Annotated in this window: 22 protein-coding genes; 12 read left to right on the top strand and 10 right to left on the bottom strand. The window is 49.1% G+C overall.

All coding sequences use genetic code 11. The annotated features are described in order from the left end of the window. Positions 1 to 11 precede the first annotated feature (11 nt). The 3 genes from M1Q06_RS05180 to recX are packed head-to-tail and all read right to left on the bottom strand — an operon-like array spanning position 12 to position 1,402. Complete coding sequence (locus tag M1Q06_RS05180) at positions 12 to 266, bottom strand: YfhJ family protein (protein WP_434402078.1); 255 nt, start codon at positions 264 to 266, stop codon at positions 12 to 14. 4 nt (positions 267 to 270) lie between these two features. After that, a complete protein-coding gene (locus M1Q06_RS05175; protein ID WP_101189900.1) occupies positions 271 to 603 on the bottom strand; it encodes a YfhH family protein in 333 nt (110 codons plus the stop codon). Next, complete coding sequence (gene recX / locus M1Q06_RS05170; protein ID WP_434402076.1) at positions 596 to 1,402, bottom strand: recombination regulator RecX; 807 nt, start codon at positions 1,400 to 1,402, stop codon at positions 596 to 598. The genes M1Q06_RS05175 and recX overlap by 8 nt, the downstream gene beginning before the upstream one ends. A 99-nt stretch (positions 1,403 to 1,501) precedes the next feature. Between recX and M1Q06_RS05165 the strand changes: the two genes are divergently transcribed. The 3 genes from M1Q06_RS05165 to M1Q06_RS05155 all read left to right on the top strand — a co-directional run bounded on the left by M1Q06_RS05165 (position 1,502) and on the right by M1Q06_RS05155 (position 4,497). Further along, entirely contained in the window at positions 1,502 to 2,401 is a 900-nt protein-coding gene (locus M1Q06_RS05165) for a TIGR01777 family oxidoreductase (protein WP_434402074.1), read from the top strand. 41 nt (positions 2,402 to 2,442) lie between these two features. Continuing rightward, positions 2,443 to 3,807 (top strand): 23S rRNA (uracil(1939)-C(5))-methyltransferase RlmD, encoded by a 1,365-nt coding sequence (rlmD, locus tag M1Q06_RS05160; protein ID WP_434402072.1) that lies wholly within the window; start codon positions 2,443 to 2,445, stop codon positions 3,805 to 3,807. Positions 3,808 to 3,945: 138 nt separating this feature from the next. After that, the gene (locus M1Q06_RS05155) at positions 3,946 to 4,497 is read left to right on the top strand and encodes a hypothetical protein (RefSeq protein ID WP_434402070.1); all 552 of its coding nucleotides are present in this window, start codon (positions 3,946 to 3,948) and stop codon (positions 4,495 to 4,497) included. Positions 4,498 to 4,613: 116 nt separating this feature from the next. Here the strand turns inward: M1Q06_RS05155 and M1Q06_RS05150 are convergent, their stop codons facing one another. After that, positions 4,614 to 5,786, bottom strand: coding sequence for an MFS transporter (locus M1Q06_RS05150; RefSeq protein ID WP_434402068.1), 1,173 nt, complete (start codon positions 5,784 to 5,786; stop codon positions 4,614 to 4,616). A 79-nt stretch (positions 5,787 to 5,865) separates the two neighbouring features. Between M1Q06_RS05150 and M1Q06_RS05145 the strand changes: the two genes are divergently transcribed. From M1Q06_RS05145 to M1Q06_RS05135, 3 genes are all read left to right on the top strand, one after another. After that, complete coding sequence (locus tag M1Q06_RS05145) at positions 5,866 to 6,246, top strand: OsmC family protein (RefSeq protein WP_274625132.1); 381 nt, start codon at positions 5,866 to 5,868, stop codon at positions 6,244 to 6,246. 321 nt (positions 6,247 to 6,567) lie between these two features. Further along, a complete protein-coding gene (locus tag M1Q06_RS05140) occupies positions 6,568 to 6,765 on the top strand; it encodes an SE1561 family protein (protein WP_058381359.1) in 198 nt (65 codons plus the stop codon). A 167-nt stretch (positions 6,766 to 6,932) separates the two neighbouring features. Beyond that, positions 6,933 to 8,807 (top strand): heavy metal translocating P-type ATPase, encoded by a 1,875-nt coding sequence (locus M1Q06_RS05135; RefSeq protein ID WP_121301221.1) that lies wholly within the window; start codon positions 6,933 to 6,935, stop codon positions 8,805 to 8,807. Positions 8,808 to 8,835: 28 nt separating this feature from the next. On the opposite strand, the gene M1Q06_RS05130 is transcribed toward M1Q06_RS05135, so the two are convergent. Both M1Q06_RS05130 and M1Q06_RS05125 read right to left on the bottom strand, forming a co-directional pair. Further along, positions 8,836 to 9,750 (bottom strand): YihY/virulence factor BrkB family protein, encoded by a 915-nt coding sequence (locus M1Q06_RS05130; RefSeq protein WP_121301222.1) that lies wholly within the window; start codon positions 9,748 to 9,750, stop codon positions 8,836 to 8,838. Positions 9,751 to 9,761: 11 nt separating this feature from the next. Further along, entirely contained in the window at positions 9,762 to 10,223 is a 462-nt protein-coding gene (locus M1Q06_RS05125) for a YtxH domain-containing protein (protein ID WP_121301223.1), read from the bottom strand. Between the two features lie 188 nt (positions 10,224 to 10,411). Between M1Q06_RS05125 and M1Q06_RS05120 the strand changes: the two genes are divergently transcribed. Continuing rightward, the gene (locus M1Q06_RS05120) at positions 10,412 to 11,773 is read left to right on the top strand and encodes an alanine/glycine:cation symporter family protein (RefSeq protein WP_121301224.1); all 1,362 of its coding nucleotides are present in this window, start codon (positions 10,412 to 10,414) and stop codon (positions 11,771 to 11,773) included. Between the two features lie 58 nt (positions 11,774 to 11,831). Next, on the top strand, positions 11,832 to 12,053 hold the full coding sequence (locus M1Q06_RS05115; RefSeq protein WP_058381364.1) for a DUF1128 domain-containing protein: 222 nt from the start codon (positions 11,832 to 11,834) through the stop codon (positions 12,051 to 12,053). 272 nt (positions 12,054 to 12,325) lie between these two features. Here M1Q06_RS05115 and M1Q06_RS05110 read toward each other — a convergent pair whose 3' ends face one another. The 4 genes from M1Q06_RS05110 to M1Q06_RS05095 form a co-directional block, all read right to left on the bottom strand. After that, positions 12,326 to 13,312 carry a class I SAM-dependent methyltransferase gene (locus M1Q06_RS05110; protein ID WP_434402063.1) on the bottom strand — a complete coding sequence of 329 codons (987 nt, stop codon included), beginning with the start codon at positions 13,310 to 13,312 and terminating at the stop codon, positions 12,326 to 12,328. Further along, positions 13,309 to 14,616: an FAD-dependent oxidoreductase gene (locus M1Q06_RS05105; protein WP_121301226.1), complete on the bottom strand. Its 1,308-nt coding sequence runs from the start codon at positions 14,614 to 14,616 to the stop codon at positions 13,309 to 13,311. The genes M1Q06_RS05110 and M1Q06_RS05105 overlap by 4 nt, the downstream gene beginning before the upstream one ends. Before the next feature lie 110 nt (positions 14,617 to 14,726). Then, positions 14,727 to 15,638, bottom strand: coding sequence for a pseudouridine-5'-phosphate glycosidase (locus tag M1Q06_RS05100; RefSeq protein ID WP_434402060.1), 912 nt, complete (start codon positions 15,636 to 15,638; stop codon positions 14,727 to 14,729). Then, positions 15,635 to 16,729 carry a carbohydrate kinase gene (locus M1Q06_RS05095; protein ID WP_434402057.1) on the bottom strand — a complete coding sequence of 365 codons (1,095 nt, stop codon included), beginning with the start codon at positions 16,727 to 16,729 and terminating at the stop codon, positions 15,635 to 15,637. Before M1Q06_RS05095 ends, M1Q06_RS05100 begins: the two co-directional genes overlap by 4 nt. Before the next feature lie 145 nt (positions 16,730 to 16,874). On the opposite strand from M1Q06_RS05095, the gene M1Q06_RS05090 reads away from it, so the two are divergent. From M1Q06_RS05090 to M1Q06_RS05075, 4 genes are all read left to right on the top strand, one after another. Beyond that, entirely contained in the window at positions 16,875 to 18,107 is a 1,233-nt protein-coding gene (locus M1Q06_RS05090; protein ID WP_058381369.1) for an aminopeptidase, read from the top strand. A gap of 84 nt (positions 18,108 to 18,191) precedes the next feature. Continuing rightward, the gene (locus M1Q06_RS05085) at positions 18,192 to 18,332 is read left to right on the top strand and encodes a hypothetical protein (RefSeq protein WP_167358028.1); all 141 of its coding nucleotides are present in this window, start codon (positions 18,192 to 18,194) and stop codon (positions 18,330 to 18,332) included. A gap of 128 nt (positions 18,333 to 18,460) precedes the next feature. Further along, positions 18,461 to 19,468, top strand: a complete 1,008-nt coding sequence (gene mreBH, locus M1Q06_RS05080) for a rod-share determining protein MreBH (protein WP_434402054.1) — start codon at positions 18,461 to 18,463, stop codon at positions 19,466 to 19,468. 30 nt (positions 19,469 to 19,498) lie between these two features. Next, positions 19,499 to 20,071, top strand: coding sequence for a beta-class carbonic anhydrase (locus M1Q06_RS05075; protein WP_434402052.1), 573 nt, complete (start codon positions 19,499 to 19,501; stop codon positions 20,069 to 20,071). Positions 20,072 to 20,191 lie beyond the last annotated feature (120 nt).

The following is a 20,191-nucleotide window of genomic DNA, read 5'->3' as shown; positions in this document are numbered from 1 at the left end:
GTTTTTTCGTTTTAAAAGTCCTGCAAGAGATGCGCGTATTTCGGGTTGTTCCCTGCAAATTCGTGGATTTTGTCTCCGTAGCTTTCAATCCATTGACGCACGACTTTCTCGACCACTGCCGTGCCTTGGTAATCGTAACCCGCTTTGGCGTAGGACGATTCAAAATCAGAAACCAATAATTCAATCCATGTCCGGGCCTTGTCTTCAGACAGCTCCGGATTTTTTTCTCTTAGTTCGATGATTAATTGCTCAATGACTTCTTTCATCGATTCACTTCCCTTCCTTTAGTGGACGGAGCATGGAAATCGGCAATGCTTCCGTGTGCTTGTCGCCGCCCATGCGGTAACCCCAAGCAAAATTGCCTTTTAGGTAATCAATTTGAAAATAGACATTCGGATCGCCTTCTACGCGATATACTTCTCCCGGTTTAAAATCTTTCGGATCCAGCAGGAACGATGCGGCCATGATGGCTTTACGCTCGAGCACCGCAAATTCATTGACGATGCCAAGCTGTTCCGCTTTGCGCGCTTTTTCTTTCAGGCGGGCGATTTCATTGCGCAGTTCCGTCTCGTCCATTTGTGAATATGGTTTATGCTCACTCATCTTCAAGCTCCTTTTCTTCGATGTACTGGCTGATCACATCGCCTGGGAAGCCTTTCTGGTACAGGCCTTGCTTCACTTTACGGCTCAGATCGTTCCCCGACAATTTGCTTTCATGCTTGCGCCACAGTTTGTCCCCTTGCTGGCGGACGCTGTCGAGCCATTGGTCCCCGTCGCGTTCAAGATCCAATGTTTCGATCGCTTGCTTGATGATTGCGTAAGAATAACCTTTTCTCATCAAGGAATCATTGATTTTCTGCTTGACTTGGCTCGGGGTTTTCGACTGTTCTTTCGCTGCGATTTTTTCCGCTAGGCCTGTGGCGACTTCGAGCTGCTCTTCTTCCGTGTAGTTTGTTAAGACATCTTTTTGCATCGTCTTATCAATTCCTCTCTTTTGCATATCCTGCTGGATGGCCCGCGGGCCTTTTTTGCCGGATTTGATTTGCGTCCGGAGCAGCGCTTCTGAAAACTGCTGGTCATCAAGGAAGCTGAGTTCGTAGAGCTTCTTGACCGCTTCATCGATGACGGCTTCTCCAAACTCTTTTTCTTCCAGTTTTTTGCGCACTTCGCCTTCGCTGCGCATGCGGAAGCCGAGGTAATGCAATGCTTTATTGAATGCTTTTCGGACTTCATCCTCAAAGTTCATTTCTTCGATCGTCCATTGGTCGAGTTCTTTGCCTTTGGTCAATTGGTAACGGATGATCAAGGATTCGTCGACACTGAACGCAAATTTTTCTTCCAAATAAATATTATAGCGCTCCGGATTGTTTTTTCCGCGGGTTATTTTCGTAATGATCGGCATCAATTTCCCCTCGCTTCTCCTTCCATTATACACTTTGAACGCCCTCTTGGCATATGCTTCGCTCGATTTGGGTATGGGATAGCAATGGAGGCGATGGAAATGAAAATAGCGATAACTGGCGGCACCGGGTTTCTCGGTTCTGTGTTGACGGAACTGCTGCAAGAAAAAGGCCACGAAGTGTTTATTTTAACACGTTCAGATAAACCAAAGGAATCGGGCATTACATATGTCCGCTGGCTGTCTGAAGGTGCACGCCCTGAAGCCCAGCTGGAAGGCATCGATGCGCTCGTCAACTTGGCCGGTACATCAATCAACGAGGGACTGTGGACAGACAAGCAAAAGAAGAAAATTTACGACAGCCGCGTCTCGGCGACGAAAGAAGTACTGCGAATCCTTTCGGCACTTGAACAAAAACCGGAAGTACTTGTTAATGCAAGCGCTGTCGGAATCTATCCTGCTTCTGAACACAAAACTTACACAGAAGCCGACCGCGAATATGGCAATGATTTTCTTGCTGAAACTGTACTCGCTTGGGAAGGCCTTGCTGAACAAGCGCAAATTGACGGCGTCCGAACATCATATGCACGTCTTGGCATTTTGCTTGGAAAAGAACAAGGTGCACTGCCGTTAATGGCGCTGCCGTATAAGCTATTCGCCGGCGGCACAGTCGGCACTGGCAGGCAATGGCTGTCATGGATCCATGTCCGCGATGCGGCACGCGCGATCCTGTTTGCCATTGAACAGAAAGAACTCACAGGCCCGTTCAATGTGACAGCGCCGAATCCACAGCGTATGAAAACGGTCGGCAAGGAAATCGGCCGGGCACTCGGCAGGCCACACTGGATCCCCGCTCCGTCATTTGCGTTAAAAGCTGCACTTGGCGATAAAAGCAGGCTGGTGCTCGAAGGACAGCGCGCGCTGCCAACCGTTCTTCTCGACCATGGATTTAAGTTCGAGTTCCCGAATTTGCCGGAAGCACTGGCTGACATATACAAATAAGCGTATAATGAAGGGATGACCAACTGAAGGACGTGACCTGCATGACTGAAAAACCAATCATTGAAATGGGGCAGAAATTCCCCTTAACCATTAAAAAACTCGGTATCAACGGAGAAGGCGTCGGCTTTTTCAAACGCAATGTCGTCTTCGTTCCGGGGGCACTGCCAGGAGAAGAAGTCACTGCGCAAGTGACCATTGTGAAACATAATTTCGCACAAGCACGGATACTGAAAATCCGCAAAGCTTCCCCTCACCGCCAGACGCCGCCGTGCCCGATTTTCGAAACATGCGGCGGCTGCCAGTTGCAGCATTTATCCTATAGCCAGCAGCTCGTCGAAAAGCGCGACTTGGTGCTGCAATCGCTCGACCGTTATTTGCGCGGGACGGATATCCAAGTACGCGAGACGATTGGCATGGACGACCCGTGGCATTACCGCAATAAGAGCCAGTTCCAAACACGCAAGAAAGACGGCAAAGTAATGGCCGGCTTGTTTGCGGAAGGCTCCCAACAGCTGCTCGATATCGAACAATGCCTCGTCCAGCATCCGGATACGGTGAAAATCACTAATGCCGCGAAGCGCATCATCGAAGAATTGAACTTATCCATTTACGATGGCAAATCGATGAAAGGGCTGGTGCGCACCATCGCTGTCCGTACAGCCGTCAAAACCGGTGAAATCCAGCTTGTGCTCATTACGACGCGCAAAGACATCCCGAAAGAGAAAGTGCTTGTTGAACGATTGAGCGCAATTGACCCGAACCTGGTGTCCATCGTCCAAAACGTCAATACCGAAAAAACTTCACTCGTATTCGGTGAAACAACGCGCACTCTGTTCGGCAAACCGACCATCCACGAAGAACTCGGCGAATTATCGTTCGACTTGTCTGCCCGTGCGTTTTTCCAATTGAATCCGGAACAGACCATCAAGCTCTACGATGAAATTAAGCGTGCAGCGAAACTGACCGGCAAGGAATCTGTCGTCGATGCTTACTGCGGCGTCGGCACAATCGGCCTGTGGCTGGCGGATTCCGCCCGTGAAATCCGTGGCATGGACACCATCCCGGAAAGCATTGCCGATGCAAAAGCCAACGCAAAAAAACAAGGCCATCAAGCCACTTATGTGACGGGCACAGCAGAAAAATGGCTCGATACTTGGCGCAAGGAAGGGTATGTACCGGATGTATTGACAGTCGACCCGCCGCGCACCGGGCTTGCAGATTCGCTTTTGAAAACCATCTTGAAAGTAAAACCGAAACGTTTTGTCTACACGTCCTGCAACCCTTCGACACTCGCGAAAGACTTGCAGCAATTGACGAAGATTTACCGCGTCGAATACATCCAGCCGATCGATATGTTCCCGCAGACTTCGCAAGTGGAAGCAGTGTGCTTGTTGACCTTGAAATAGAAGGTTTCCCGCTCTTTGATTCGCGCTTCGCATACTCTTGACTCCAGCCATTGCATTTGATTTTTTAGCAGGTTCTCAGGTTTTGAAAGCATCCACTGCCAGAGCCCAGGTGAAATCAGCTATTCAGGAGGAATTGCCATGAAGCCGTTGATTATCTATTACTCCCATTCCGAAAACAATCAAAAGCTAGCGATAGAACTGCAAAGCCGGATCGGGTGCGAATTGCGCGAAATCAAAGAACAAAAGAAACGGAAAGATATAGCGATCTTGATGGATTTCCTTATCAAGCGCGACTCCCGTTTGGCACCCCTGGATTTTGACCTGAGAGAATACAGCCCGGTGATTTTGCTGGCTCCGATTTGGGCTGGAAAAATTGCAGCGCCGATGCGGACCTTTATTAAAAAGTCAAAAGATGGTTTAATCGATTACTCGTTTATCACCATTTGCAGCGGCGGGCCTGGCCAGCGGGAAAAGATCGGCGCAGAACTGCTTGCGCTCACCTCCCGCGAACCATCCGCATTAGCCGAGTTGTGGATCAACAACCTGCTCCCTGAAGAACAGCGCAATAAAATTAAGTACACCAATAAGTTCCGGCTCAAGCGTGAGCATTTCAGCCAATTTGATAAAGAAATTAGGTTCTTCATTGAAATGGCAATGCACGCAGATCAAGATTCCAAAACGCTGACATAATTCAAGCCACAGGCCAAACCGTCGAATACGGGGCCTGTGGCTTTTTTCATGGAATTAAAAAAGTGCAGGAAGCGTCCGCTTCCTACACTTTTGCAGAACCATATTCATTTCAGAATTTAGGCTGTCTGTTTGTGTGGCCCTTTAAAAGCGATGATAGTGAATAAGGTCAATAAGATCCCGGTAATCAGCAATAGGAAACTCAGCTGCTCTGTGACTTCAAGGAACAATCCCCCTGCCGCTGGGCCGAGCAAACTGCCGACGCTGAATGCCACGCCGCATAATAAATTTCCCGTCGGCAGCAATTCTTTCGGCATCAAGTCAGTCATATAAGAAATGCCGAGCGAAAAAGTCGAACCGACAAACATGCCAGCCACCACAAACAGAACGAGCGTGAGCCAGGCATTTGATTCAAAGAACGTCGCCACCAAAAACGCCATCCCCCCGCCGCTTAGCGCAATCATCAATACCTTTTTCCGTCCGATGCGGTCACTGAGTTCACCGAGCGGCAATTGCGTGGCGATTGCTCCGATGGAAAAGGCAGCGAGAATATAGGAGACCATGCTGATATCGAAGGATTGGCGCAAAGCATAGACCGGATAGATCGCGCTCAGCGATGCTTCCAAAAAACCATAGCCGAGCGGGGGCAAAAAAGCAACCCAGCCGATGACGAGAGCCGTTCGAAAGCGCTGCAAGGTTCCTTTGGCGCCCATTGAACTGGCGGAATGCTCCGGAAAATCATTGCGCAGGAAAAACACCAATGACCAGGCAATCAAACAGAGAACCCCGGAAATGATGAACGGCAATGCTTCGAACACTTCGACGAGCGGCACGAATAGCGGGCCTGCACCAAAACCGACACTGAACGACATGCCGTAGATCGCGATATTGCGGCCAAGCTTATGGTGAGGCGAAGTGCTTGTGATCCAGGTTTGCGTCGAAAAATGCAGCGCCTGGTCCCCTACGCCGATCAAAATGCGCAAGACAAACCAAAATAAGACGCTTTTCCATAAAGGAAACGAAAGCAAAGCGAGGATGACCATCGCCCCGCCGACGAGAATAAGCGGTTTAAAACCGAACTTTCTCAGCTGTGGCTCCATGAACGGAGCCACAGCGATAATGCCTATGTATAAGCCTGTTGCACTGAGGCCGTTCAGTGCAGACGATACGCCGTCCTGTTCAAAAATGACGGCAATGAGCGGTAGTAGCATGCCTTGTGAAAACCCTGATATCGACACAATGGCGACCAAAATCCAAAAGCGGGCACGTTCGCTTGATAAGAAATATTTCATAATGCCTCCCCGAACGAGCACGTTCTTTTCTATTTTTGGAAGTTTCCGCTACAATTTTAACATAAGGAGGAGATACAAGATGAAATTTTCCATGAATGAACACGGATTTACTGGGCATTTGCCTTTTGGCGAGCTCCACGTCTCGACTAATGAAGAATACGGATTCCGCCCTTATCAGCTGCTGGTTTCTTCACTGGCCATCTGCAGCGCAGGGATCATCCGCAAAGTATTGGACAAGCAACGGATGCCGGCAGAAGACATCGAAGTGGAAGTGAAGGAAATCGTCCGCGTCGCCGAAGAAGCGGACCGCGTTTCAAAAGTCCATCTGCATTTCCGCATCAAAGGCGATATCAATGAGGCGAAAATGCCGCGCGTGATGGAATTGACGCGTAAAAACTGCTCGATGGTCCGTTCTGTTGAAGAGACCATCGACATTGTGGAGACATACGAATTGATTTAAACACATAAAAGGCTCAGTCCGTTTCTGCATGGCAGATTGCGGGCTGAGCCTTTATGTTTTATGTTTACAGTTCGTTTCCATAATCGCACTGTCGGTGAAGCCACCTAAATGCTCGAATCGCCTCCTCTTTCCTATCGCGTTCTTTATGGTTCGGTGATCCGTCTTGTCCTCCCCTCGTAAAGGATTGATGCAATTGTATCACATTAATAGAATAGTGTAAATATTCAATTAATAAATTTTCGTTATTTCCGCATTTTTTCTGTACTATTGATATTCCTTTAGTTATCAGCTACTATATACAATGGAAATGAGGTGGAATCAATGGGAAAATCCATTACTGATAAGGAACAGCAAGTAACTTATATGAAACAAAGGCTCAGCATGTTCCTCGATGTGTTAGATGCCATCGAACCGGAAAGCACGGAGCTTGAAGATATTGACCGGCTGATTGCCATGGTCGACGATTTGGACAACAAAATGCAGCAATTCAAAAACCGGCCATCTACTGAAAACGAATAATCCCCAAGCCCTGAAGCTTTCAATGAAAGCTTCAGGGCTTTTTATGTCATTCGCAAAAGGATTAGCCAAAATGACATATATTAAGCAAAATCCCGCTTCTATCCGGCGATCCGTATGGTAAACTGACAGTAATTACCGATATCTGACTATTTAATGGAGGAGTGGCTATGTGGAATAAAGTTCGGCCTCATATCGAATTGATCGCCGCGGTGTTATCGGGCGTTCTGATCATTATCGCCTATATCCTGGAATTACAGGATATCGCTCTTCCTTCCGTCGCCATCTATTTGCTGGCATTCGTAATCGGCGGCTACGCCAAGGCGAAATACGGCATCAAGAAAACTATCGAAGACAAAGAGTTGAATGTCGAATTCCTGATGATTCTGGCAGCTGTTGGTGCATCCATCATCGGCTATTGGACTGAAGGCGCCATCCTGATCTTCATCTTTGCATTAAGCGGCGCACTTGAAACCTATACGATGAACAAAAGCCGCAAAGAACTGTCTGCCCTCATGGAGATGCAGCCGGATGAAGCCTGGCTATTGAAAGAATCCGGCGAGACGGTGCGCGTTCCGGTCGGTGAATTGAACACCGGAGACCTGGTCGCCGTCCGGCCCGGTGAGCGAATTCCTGTCGATGGTGAAGTCCATTCCGGACAAACCGCTGTCGACGAATCCGCCATCAGCGGTGAAGCGATTCCGGTGTCCAAATACCAACACGATAATTTATTTGCGGGCACCGTCAATTTGTCCGGTTCGATCACGATGGTGATGACCAAGCCGAGTTCTGAAACGATGTTCCAAAAAATCATCGAGCTCGTGCAATCCGCTGAAAGCGAGAAATCTCCCTCCCAGCAATTTATCGAACGCTTTGAAGGCCGTTATGTCAAAATTGTCTTGATTGTCTTCGTGCTCATGCTGTTCCTCCCCCATTTTTTGTTGGGCTGGAGCTGGAATGAAACCTTCTACCGAGCCATGGTACTGCTTGTAGTGGCATCGCCTTGCGCATTGGTCGCTTCCATCATGCCCGCTACGCTTGCCGCCATTTCAAACGGCGCCAAGAGCGGCGTCATTTTTAAAGGCGGAGCGCATTTGGAGAATTTAAGCGTCATTAAAGCCATCGCATTCGATAAGACCGGCACATTGACACGCGGCAAACCCGAAGTGACTGATTTTATCATCCGCCAAGATGCAAATCGCGAACAGGTGATGGCGCTGGTCGCAGGAATCGAATCCCAATCCAATCATCCCCTCGCAAAAGCAATGACCGATTATGTCATCCAACAAGGATTCGAACCGATGCGCAATCTGCAAGTCGTGGATGTGCCCGGTAATGGTTTGAAAACACAGTTCAACGGCGCTGAAATCCTAATCGGCAAGCCCGGCTTTGTCGGCGAGCATGAAGCTTATGCTTTTGAAGGCGGAATTCTTGAAAATCTGGCGAATCAAGGGAAAACCGTCACTTTCGTGAGGGATGGCCACGGGATTCTCGCTGCTATGGCGCTCAAAGATACTGTTCGCGACATTACCAAATCCACCATCGCCGAACTTCAGGACCGTGGCATTTATTGCATCATGCTCACAGGTGATAACCGTAAAACCGCAAAAGCCATTGCGGAAGAAACCGGTGTCGATGAGTACATCGGTGAATGCCTACCTGGCGATAAAGTGCAGCACTTGAAAAAACTATTGGCCAAGTACAAATATGTGGCGATGACAGGAGACGGCATTAACGACGCCCCTGCCCTTGCGACAGCAACGACCGGCATCGCTATGGGTGAAGGAACCGATATCGCCCTAGAAACCGCAGACGTCATTTTGATGAAAAACGATTTATCCCGTATTTCCTATTCGATCCGGCTGGCGAGAAAAATGCAGCGTATCGTCAAGCAGAACATCTTTTTCTCCGTCGCCGTCATTATCATGCTTATCTTGTCGAATTTCTTCCAGGCGATTTCTTTGCCGCTCGGAGTGGTCGGACATGAAGGCAGCACAATCTTGGTCATTTTGAACGGATTGCGTATGCTTAACCGCAATGTTTAAAATTCAATACACAAAAGACGGCTCTCCCTCATTTATTGGGGAGAGCCGCCTTCTTTTTATGCAGCCGTTTCCTGGAATGCCGCCTTCCTTGCATGACAGCATTGATTTGCCCGCCGATGATCAACAACATGGCTGAAAGGTAGAGCCACAGCAATAACAGGATGATCCCCCCGATACTGCCATAAGTAGCTGAGAAATTGCCGAAATTATTAATATAGATAGAGAACAAAAATGACAGCAACAACCATCCGATAGAAGCAAAAGCCGCTCCTGGCAGCACCGTCCTGAAACTAATCCGGACATTTGGCGCAAGCCAATAGATCACGGCGCATACAATGAATGTTATCAAGGCTGGAATGGTGAAACGAATCATCCCCCATAATTCCAGAAACCCTTCTTCAAGACCTAAAAATGCAAAAAAGAACAGGCCGATCTGGCGTCCGAATATAGGCAACGCCAATGCTACTACCAACATGATAATCAAAAGAATGGTCATCAAAATCGACATGCCTCTCGCTATCAATAAAGGCCTACTCTCCCTCACTCCGTAGGTAGTATTCAAGGATTTAATCAATGCATCCATCCCGAGACTCGCCGACCAGATTGTCGCCAGCACACCAAAAGATAACAAGCCGCTGTTTTGATTCGTCAAGATTTCATTCAAGGTCTGCTCAATCAGCACATACACTTCCGATGGAATGACATCTTGCATAAACAGGAAGACTTCTTCCCTCGGCAGATTCAAATACGGAAGCAAAGTGACGAGAAAAATCAGCAACGGGAATATCGATAATAGGAAAAAAAACGCCAATTGCGCTCCGAGTCCCTGCACATCGACGTCTTTAATCCGTTTCCCTAATTCTTTTATAAATCCACGGCCAGTCAGCACGTCATACCTTGGTTTCCGTACTTGGGACTGGCCGCTTTTTTTGTGTGTTGCCATGAATCTGGCCTTTAGTTGCGATTCTGGTTCTGTGAGTTGGTGTTACTTGATGAAGAGTCGTTTGTAGAAGAATCCTCCGTCAGTGAAGAACTCGGTGACGGGTTGTCTTCTTTGACTGCTGATACAACATCCTCTTTCGATTCGACCACCGCATCCTTCGTTTCCATGACAGCGCCTCTCGCGTCCCGTGCCACTTCTTTCACTTCCGGCACCAACTTCTTGACTTGCTCTACCTTGCCGCCTACATAAGCAGCGTCTTCGGAAATTCGGGAGTAAAGATTCTGTGCACGTTCTGCCTGTTCTTTAAAGGCGGATTTCAGCTCATCTTTATTATTTGCATAATATTTTGCGTTTTCACTTGCTTTTTTCGATTTATTCATCACATCTTCGCGCGTGTTGCTGTCCAAAAGTGAAACTAGTGCCCCTACAGCCGCGCCTACTACTATTCCTGTCATTAATTTGTTTTGGCTCATTCCAAATTCCTCCTAGTATAAATTATAGTTTCCATCATACTTCGAATTTTTCCCTCTTCCTCCATAATCTAAACACTTCGTAAATTATTTTTTAAAAATAACTTGACTATGATATGAAACTTTCGGAATATTAACTCTACAGGAGGAATTTTTTCTAAAGAACAAAGTTTAAAAAAGGAGGAGAAAAGATGGAGGCATTAACAGAATTTCTAGGCACGATTAGCGGTTATGTATGGGGACCGCCGCTTTTGATTCTCCTGGTGGGTACAGGGATCTTCCTGACTGTGCGCTTGGGGCTTTTGCAATTACGCCTCTTGCCATATGCACTGAAGCTGACATTCAGCAAAAACCCTGATAAAGATGCACAGGGCGATATTTCCCATTTCCAGGCATTATCTACGGCGATGGCCGCTACAGTCGGGACAGGGAATATTGTGGGCGTTGCGACCGCCGTCATTCTCGGAGGCCCGGGAGCCGTCTTCTGGATGTGGTTTTCTGCATTCTTCGGGATGGCGACAAAATACGGTGAAGCTGTACTCGCCGTCAAATACCGCATTGTGGATGCACGAGGACAAATGGCCGGCGGGCCGATGTATTATCTTGAACATGGTTTGAAACAGAAATGGTTGGCCGTGCTATTTGCCATTTTCGGCGCAATCGCAGCGTTCGGCATTGGAAACGGCACACAATCCAACTCCGTGGCATCTGTCGTGCGCGATACGTTTTCGGTGCCGACATGGATCACAGGCATCATCTTGACAATTTTCGCTGCTGTCGTCATCATCGGCGGAATCAAGACAATCGGTAAAGTTACAGCATTCTTCGTTCCATTTATGGCCTTATTCTATATCATTGCAGGAATCATCATCATGATTCTGAATATGGATCTTATCCCTGCAGCGCTCGGTACGATTTTCAGTGCTGCCTTTACTGGTGAAGCTGCAGTCGGCGGCGCTATCGGTGCTGCGATCCGTTACGGTGTCGCACGAGGCGTCTTCTCCAACGAAGCGGGCCTTGGGTCTGCGCCAATCGCGGCGGCAGCTGCAAAAACCGATATGCCTGGTCGCCAGGCTTTGGTATCGATGACGCAAGTATTGTTCGATACTTTAATCATCTGTTCGATTACAGGTATCACAATCGTCATGTCCGGCTTGTATCTCGATGACAGCCTGGAAGGTGCTGCGCTTACAACCGCCGCATTCGAGCAGTTCCTTGGCGGTGCTGGCCCGATCATCGTGGCGATCGGCTTGATCTTCTTCGCTTCTTCGACGATCATCGGCTGGTCGTATTACGGCGAGAAATGTTTCCAGTATTTGTTCAAGAATCCAAGCTTGTTGATTGTCTACCGCATCGCTTTCGTCGCGATGGTCTTTGTTGGGGCGACGGTCTCGCTTGACGTCGTCTGGACATTCTCGGATGTCATGAACGGCTTGATGGCTTTCCCGAACTTGATCGGCCTTCTCGGACTTTCCGGCGTCATCGTTTACGAGACGAAGAAAATCACGGCGAAGATCAAGGAAGAGAAAGAACAAGCACGTTCTGGCAATTGACATTCCATTTGAATAATGAAATGATAAAGCATACCCACCCGAAAGGCAGGAATGGCTCATGGATTTATCCAAACAATCACCTGAGAACGTCGATTTTATGATTGAAGAAATAAAAACGAAACTGCGCATGGTCAATGTGGATGCAATGAAAGCAGAGCATTTCAACACGTCCGAGTACGAAGACTTGCGTGAAATTTACGAGATGGTTAAAAATCGCGATAATTTCAGCCCGAACGAAATGCAGGCCATTGCCTCGGAACTCGGTTCATTGCGCAAATAAGAAAAGCCCTGAAGCTAAATGCTTCAGGGCTTTTTTTGTGATTCGCTTCGGAAACTCGCCTTATGCCTGTCGAGGGGCCACAGGATGTGGGTCAGCTAACCGTTGCGACAGGACGTCGCGTCCTTAGGTTAGCTTCCTAAAAACGGGCGCTTTCGCTTTTCTTTGTCTAGCTTCAGTGGCCTGACTCTCGGGTCGTAAGCCAATTCCCCTGTGCGGCTGAAATACGCCGCTTCGGGGACTCGGCTTACGCCTGTCGAGCCAGAACGGCCACTTCAGCTTTTCTTTTCATATTGCACGATGTACCAGCCGCCTTCTTTGATGACAGTGCGGAGACTTAGGAATTCCAGGTTTGATTCTTCTCCCCATTCGATGAGTTCTTCCTTTTTCGGCAGCCTGTAGAGATTGTCGAATGATGAGAAGAAGCTATTGAAGACATTGGCGAACGGCGGGCTGTCCGGGCCGCCGGCGATTGGGGTGACGACCGAGAAAATGCCTCCCGGTGCAATCCAGCTGCTGATTTCCTTGAACAAGGCCTGGCGCTTCTCGAGCGGGATATAATGTAACACGTTATTGAGCATCACCATATCCTGTGGGGATTCTGGTTTGTAATTCCATAAATCCGCCTGCTCGATGGAGACGTTGTTTTGGTTTGCTGTCAGTTCTTTCGCCTTCTCGACAACTTCTTCACTGATTTCGATTCCCGTGAATTGCGTCGTTGGGAATCGCTGGCCCAATTTCTTTATGTAGCCGCCTTCTCCGCAGCCGATATCAAGCACACGGCGGCAGTCTTTTTCCTTCAATCTCTTGGCCATTTTCGGATACGCCAATACTTCAAGCAAACGGCTTGTTTCTGCGACAGTCGATGCGTGCTCCTCTTCATCAAAGTGAAGGCGGCTTTGGTTGCGCATCATTTTCGGGTACTCCAAAAGCGTCGGAATGTGCAGTTCCATCATTTCCTTCAGCAATACACCCGATGAATTATTGCCTTTGGATTTCGGCAATTTCCAGCGGCTCTTTATTTGGTAGCGGTTGCGTCCACTTTCCTTTAAATAGCCAATCGAGACGCCGATTGCTACCCATTGCGCAAGTAGCTGCTCATCGAGTTCTAAAGCATCGGCTACATCAAATTGTGTAACTGGTCGTTCGAATGCCTTAAATAGGTCCAGTTCATAGCCGACATAAGCATGCCAGCTGTACAGGAAGGGCTCATTGCGTTTCATATACGTTCTTGCTTTTACCATCTTCATTATATCGATCATATAAGTCCCTCCACTTTCCACGGGTAGTCATCTTCCGGTTTGTAGTATTTCAGTTCTTTCGTGCCTTCTGTCAGTTCCTTCGCGCGTACCGGCATGAACCCGCCTTGGATAAAGCGGTCCCGGACATTCTCTTTCCATAAGCCAAGCCCCGAGACATTCAACATTTGCTTGAAATGAAGAATCGGATCTTCTTCCATGCGCTCAAAAGTGCGTTGGCGCAAATAGCTGACCGGACGATACGGGAATGAATAGGCGAGCGCCGCCAGATGGCTTAGCTGGATGACATGGTCCGCCCGGCGGTAGCGCACTTTCTCGTACCACTTAAGATTTTCCGGGTCGGTTTTTCCATCGGATAAAATGTCAGCCGCAAGCTCACCCAAAACGTCAGCGTCCTGTATCGCCATGTTCATGCCTTCTCCCGCCATCGGATGGACAGCATGTGCCGCATCCCCGATGATTGCTTTATTGCCCTTTACATAGGATTCAGCATGATACATAACCGGAATCATCAACTGGATTTTCTTCCAGTCGGTCAAGCGCTGGACATAGCCGTCCACGGCCGGTGCCAAATCGGTGTAAAGCTTATGGAAATGGCTGATCGGCTTTTCTTTCAAGGTTTTGTAATCCCCTGGCGGAATCAAATAGACGCTGCGCACTTGGTCATCTGGAAGCGGAAATAAACCGAGAAAGCGGTTATAAGTCGAGATGATCTTGCCGTCCGTGAAGTTCTCCGCCCGCGGAAACGTCACCGTCAGGAAATGATGGTTGTACGTCGTCTGCTTCACTTCGATGTCCATCGCTTTTCTGGTCACCGATGACCGGCCTTCCGCCCCGAAGAAAAATTTGGCTTCCACTTCGAACTTTTCGGTTCCTTTTTGAAGAATGGCGGTGTTTTCGGTATATCCTTTGCAAGCAGTGCCTTTCAAGTAACGGAAGTTGTCGTATTCGCAAGCCGCTTTCCGAATGATGGTCTTTAGCTCTTCGTGATGGATCATATAAGCGGCGTTGTATTTTCCGGGCAACACACTGTAATCCATGAACGATTGATCTTTCACTTTCAAGGTGCTGGACAGTTCCAGCATATCGAGCACTTTGATTTCATTGGACCGATCGCAAATCGCATCGTATACATCAAGGCCGTCGAATACTTGCATGCTCTTCGGCTGCAGCAACTCTCCCTTGTAGGTCGGCGAGCGGACAGCCATGCGTTCGGCCAGAACGACATCAAAGCCGCGCCTCGCCAGTTTCAATGCGAGCGTCAGCCCACCTATTCCCCCTCCGCCGATGAACACATCCGTTTTCATGAGCTTCAACTCCTTGACTTTCCTTACCCTGAAAACAAGCCCGTGAAAACAGAACAGCCGGCAAACAATAAAAAAAGACCCTCGAGGGGTCTTTTTTTCACAATTTGTCCTTATAGTGCTCCATATGAAGCGGCCAATTCGGCGCCGACTTTGGCATTGTGCTTGACGAGTTCGATATTGGCGACCAAGCTCTTGCCTTCCGTCAACTCTTTCACTTTGCCGAGAAGAAACGGCGTGACGTCTTTGCCGTTGATGCCGTTTGCTTTCGCTTCTGCCATCGCCTGTTCGATGATGCCATCGATGAAGTCTTTATCGAGTGCATGTTCTTGAGGGATCGGGTTGGCAATGACCGCCCCGCCTTTCAAGCCGAGCGACCATTGCGCTTTCAAGATAGCCGCAAGCTCTTCAGTCGTTTGCGAACCGTAGCTCAACGGGAAGCCGCTGTGGCGTGTGTAGAATGCCGGCATCTCGTCCGTTTGGTAGCCGATGACCGGAACGCCTTTCGTTTCCAGGTATTCGAGTGTCAGGCCGATATCGAGAATCGACTTCGCGCCTGCACAGACGACCGCAACCCCTGTATTCGACAACTCTTCCAAGTCTGCCGAAATATCCATTGTCGTTTCCGCCCCGCGGTGGACGCCTCCGATGCCGCCAGTCGCGAAGACGCGGATGCCGGCAAGCTCAGCGCAAATCATCGTCGCGGCAACAGTCGTGGCGCCGATTTTTTTCGTTGCGAGCAATTGGCCGATGTCGCGGCGGGATACTTTCGCAACGTCCGGTGAATTGCCCAGAAGTTCAAGTTCTTCATCCGACAAGCCGATTTTGATTTGCCCGTCCATCAATGCGATCGTTGCCGGAACGGCTCCGTTGTCGCGGACGATCTGCTCGACTTCACGCGCCGTTTCCACGTTTTGTGGGTACGGCATGCCGTGAGAGATGATTGTCGACTCCAAAGCGACGAGTGGTTTTTTCTGTTCGATGGCTTCCTGTACTTCTGTTGAATAGCTGATCATGTTTGTCATTTCAATTCCTCCAGTTCTTTAGTTAACACTGTTTCCGTTAATTCAGGACGCACTGTCTGGCTGCTTGCGAGTGTCTTGGATGCATTGAGCATGCCCATCTGTACCGCTTGATGAAAATCATAGCCGGATAGGTGGGCGTGAAGTAGGCCGCCAGAGAAGGCATCTCCAGCTCCCGTGACGTCTTCTACTTGCTGCGTTTCGATTGCCGGGAAATACATCACGCCATTTTCGTCGCCCGCCATGGCGCCGTCTTTTCCCCCGGTCACGACGGCTGTTTTTGCGCCTTGCTCAAGAAGCATTTCAACCGAGCGCTTCCAATCCGCTTGATCCTGGATGGAAATGCCGAGCCTGAGAGCTGCTTCGTCGCGGTTCAAGATCAGAAAGGTGACCCCGCTCAAGTCTTCTCCTAACCGATCCATTTTAGGGGCTGATACGGGAATGACAGCCAGCGGCACATCGGAAGACGACGCGAGAGCCTGCAAATACATTACCGTTTCTTTAGGGCAGTTCAAGTCGACTGCCAATAGTTTTGCGCGCATCAACTTGCTGCGGTGATGCTCCAGGTAGCTAGGTGTCAATTCCGTGTAGATGTCCATGTCCGCCAGTGCCAAAGTCATTTCGCCGTCAGGTTCCAACACAGCGGTATAGCTGCCGGTTGCGCCTTGTGAAAGCGTCTTGGTCATGGCAGTGTCCATATAAGGCGAAGACACTTCTTCGATGAAACGCCATTCCGGATCGTCTCCGGCAACCGATACCAATTGGACTTCGTGGCCAAGGCGGCCTAGGTTTTCAGCGATATTACGCGCGACGCCCCCGACGCTCCTTGTCACCGTTGCCGGATTCGAGGTGCCGTGGACAGACGGTGCTTTCAAATGGAATTTCCGGTCCACATTCGCCCCGCCGATACACAAGATCGCATTTTCTTCGGGCAGCACATATGCACGGCCAAGAATCCTGCCTTGCTTGATGAGCCCGGAAATCAGATTGGCTAAAGATGGCCGTGAAATCCCAAGCGCATCTGCCATTTCCTGTTGGGACAAATACGGATCGCGCTCGATTAGCTCCAGGATTTTCTGTTCGTTGCGATTCATTGGCTCCCTCCTTTTTAAACATTTGTTTATATATTAAACTTTTATAATTATAAATGCAAGCCGTTTTTCATTTACAGCTCTCGACTATTGCGCTGTGCGTTTGAATATTGCTACTATAGAGAGGATGAGAGGAGTGTTTTTGGAAATGACTACATTTGATGAAAAGTTATCCCGCTATGCTGAATTGGCGGTAAAGGTAGGCGTCAATATCCAGCCTGACCAAAAATTGTATATTGCAGCTTCCATAGATGCAGCACCGTTTGTCCGCTTGATTGTCAAGAAAGCTTATGAAGAAGGTGCGAGACAAGTATTCGTGGATTGGAGCGACGATGTGATTTCCCGCACGCGCTTCGAGAAAGCACCGGAAGATTCTTTTGCCGAATTCCCGGAATGGAAAGTCCAGGAGCGCGAGCAATTGGCCGAACAAGGCGCTGCGTTCATCAGCGTCGTTTCGCAAAGCCCGGACCTGCTGAAAGGCATCGATTCCAAACGCATTTCTGCGTCCCAGAAAGCGACCGGCCAAGCGCTAAATAAATACCGCCAATACGTCCAATCCGATAAAATCAGCTGGTGCGTCCTAGCAGCACCGTCTGCACAATGGGCGAACAAAGTGTTCCCGGACCTCCCGGAAAACGAGCAAGTAGAAGCGCTCTGGGAAGCGATTTTCAAGGCTGTCCGTGCAGATACTAAAGACCCGATCGAAGCTTGGCTCGAGCATGACCGCACGCTCCACACCAAAGCCGATTATTTGAACGACAAGAAATACGCCAAGCTTCATTACCAGGCACCTGGCACCGACCTCGAAGTCGCGCTGCCAAAAGGTCATCTATGGGCAGGCGCTGGTTCAGTCAATGAAAAAGGACATACTTTCATGGCCAATATGCCGACAGAAGAAGTGTTTACAGTGCCGCATAAAGACGATGTCAACGGCTTCGTCTCCAGCACCAAGCCGCTCAGCTACGGCGGCAATATCATCGACGGCTTTAAAATCACGTTCGAAGGCGGACGCATCACCGATGTCACGGCCGAACAAGGCGAAGAAGTGCTCAAGGAATTGGTCGCCACGGACGAAGGCTCCCACCGCCTCGGCGAAGTGGCATTAGTGCCTCACCAATCGCCAATTTCGGATTCCGGCATCTTGTTCTTCAATACTTTATTCGATGAAAATGCGTCCAACCACTTCGCGATCGGCAGCGCCTATGCGTTCTGCCTAGAAGGCGGCAAGACGATGTCAGCGGATGAATTGAAAGAACACGGCTTGAACCAAAGCATCACCCATGTCGATTTCATGGTCGGGTCTGCCGATATGGACATCGACGGCATTTTGGAAGACGGCACGCGCGAACCGATCTTCCGAGGCGGCAACTGGGCATTTTAAAGGTCGATAATTCGACACTTAATTTTCCATCCGTTTTCATGTATACTGAATAGGATTATTACAGTTTAGAGAGGGGTTATCACTATGCTATACGGTATTACTGCTGTCCTCGGATTTATGGCTGTGATCTTCATGTTCTTCTTCACACTGCTTCATTTCCTTGGCAAAGAGCTTCATAGCCATGATGCAGAGCATATCGATCCGCTTCCGAAAGAGCGTCATTAAGTAAAAAGGCTCTGCCTCGCATATGCGGGGCAGGGCTTTTTTCTGTTTCTCCTCCCTCTATCACATCTCACAGAAAAGTGATAAAATTTGAATAAGCAGTGTTTATACCGATTAGGAGGAATTCATCCATGTTTTCTGCAACGGATATCGGGATCGATCTCGGTACCGCCAATATTCTCGTCTATACAAAATCAAAAGGCGTCATCTTGAATGAACCATCCATCGTCGCCTTGGATGCACGCAGCGGCGCTGTCATTGCCATCGGCACCGAAGCGAAAGCGATGCTCGGCAAAGCGCCCGATTCCATCCGCATCGTGCGCCCGATGAAAGAAGGCGTCATCGCAGATTTTGACGTGACCCGCGAGCTCTTGAAGCTGGTCATGCAAAAAGCCGCGAAACAACTCGGCGGCTCTCTCAGGAAGCCGAAAGTCATGGTCTGCACGCCGTCCGGTGCCACCGCTGTCGAACGACGCGCCATCCATGATGCTGTCAAACAAAGCGGTGCAAAATCCGTGCACCTGATCGAAGAAACAGTTGCCGCAGCAATCGGCGCTGACTTGCCGATTACGGAACCTGTCGCTTCGGTCATCGTCGATATTGGAGGAGGCACGACAGAAGTTGCCATCATTTCATTTGGCGGCGTGGTGTCTTCCAGTACGATCAAGATCGCAGGCGACCGGATGGATGAAGACATCATCCAATACGTCCGCAAGCATTATAATTTATTGATCGGCGAGAAAACGGCTGAAACGATCAAAAAAGAAATTGGCTACGCGCCAATCCCTCACGAACCGAAAAAGATGAATATCCGCGGCCGTGACGTATTGAGCGGATTGCCGAAAACGATCGAGTTGAGTTCCGACGAAATGCAAAAAGCGCTCAGCGAGTCTTTGTCGGCCATTTTGGAATGCATCCGCGCCACCTTGGAAAATTGCCCCGCTGAATTGTCGGGCGATATGGTCGACCAGGGCGTCGTCATTTCTGGCGGCGGTGCCTTGTTGAAAGGCTTGCAGGAATGGCTGGCGCAAGAAATTTCCGTACCGGTCCATATTGCGCCGGACCCGTTGGAATCCGTTGCGATCGGCACTGGCCGCTCGCTCGGCATGATTGACCAGCTCGAGAAAATGTCGCGTTAAATCCCAAACCACCATCAAGGAGGAAAAACGATGTCTTTATTGAATGAGATTTTGGATTACAACGAAAAATTTGTAGAAGAAAAACACTATGAGGAATTCATCACCACCAATCTCCCGGATAAGCGGATCGTCATCTTGACTTGCATGGATACCCGCCTGCTTGAACTATTGCCAAAAGCGATGAACTTCAAGAACGGCGACGTGAAAATCGTCAAAAGTGCCGGGGCTGTCATCAACCACCCGTTCGGCGGTATCATGCGCAGCTTGTTCGTCGCGGTATACGAATTGAAGGCCGATGAGATTTATATTATCGGGCACCACGACTGCGGTATGGCCAAAGTGAAACCGGAGGGCATCATCGAAAAGATGAAAGAGCGCGGCATTGAGGAAAGCACGATCGAACAGATGAAATTCTCAGGTGTCAATCTCGACGAATGGCTGCAAGGCTTCGACAACGTAACGGATAGCGTGCGCCACAGCGTCGACATGGTCCGCCATCACCCATTGATGGATAAAACGGTTCCCGTCCACGGCCTTGTCATCGACCCGAAAACCGGAAAACTCGATGTCGTCATCGACGGCAATAAAGACGAAAACCGCTGAGAAATCTCAGCGGTTTTTTTCAGAGTGTTGAAGAAGTCTATTAATCTATTACGAATTAGAATGGAATCTTTTTTTCTACATTCAAAAATCAATGATTTCTCTAAGTATTTGGAGAAGCGT

Source organism: Planococcus sp. 11815, assembly GCF_051096385.1.
Taxonomy (GTDB): domain Bacteria; phylum Bacillota; class Bacilli; order Bacillales_A; family Planococcaceae; genus Planococcus; species Planococcus citreus.
The sequence above is the reverse complement of the archived record's forward strand: the minus strand, read 5'-3'. Positions and strand labels throughout refer to the sequence as shown.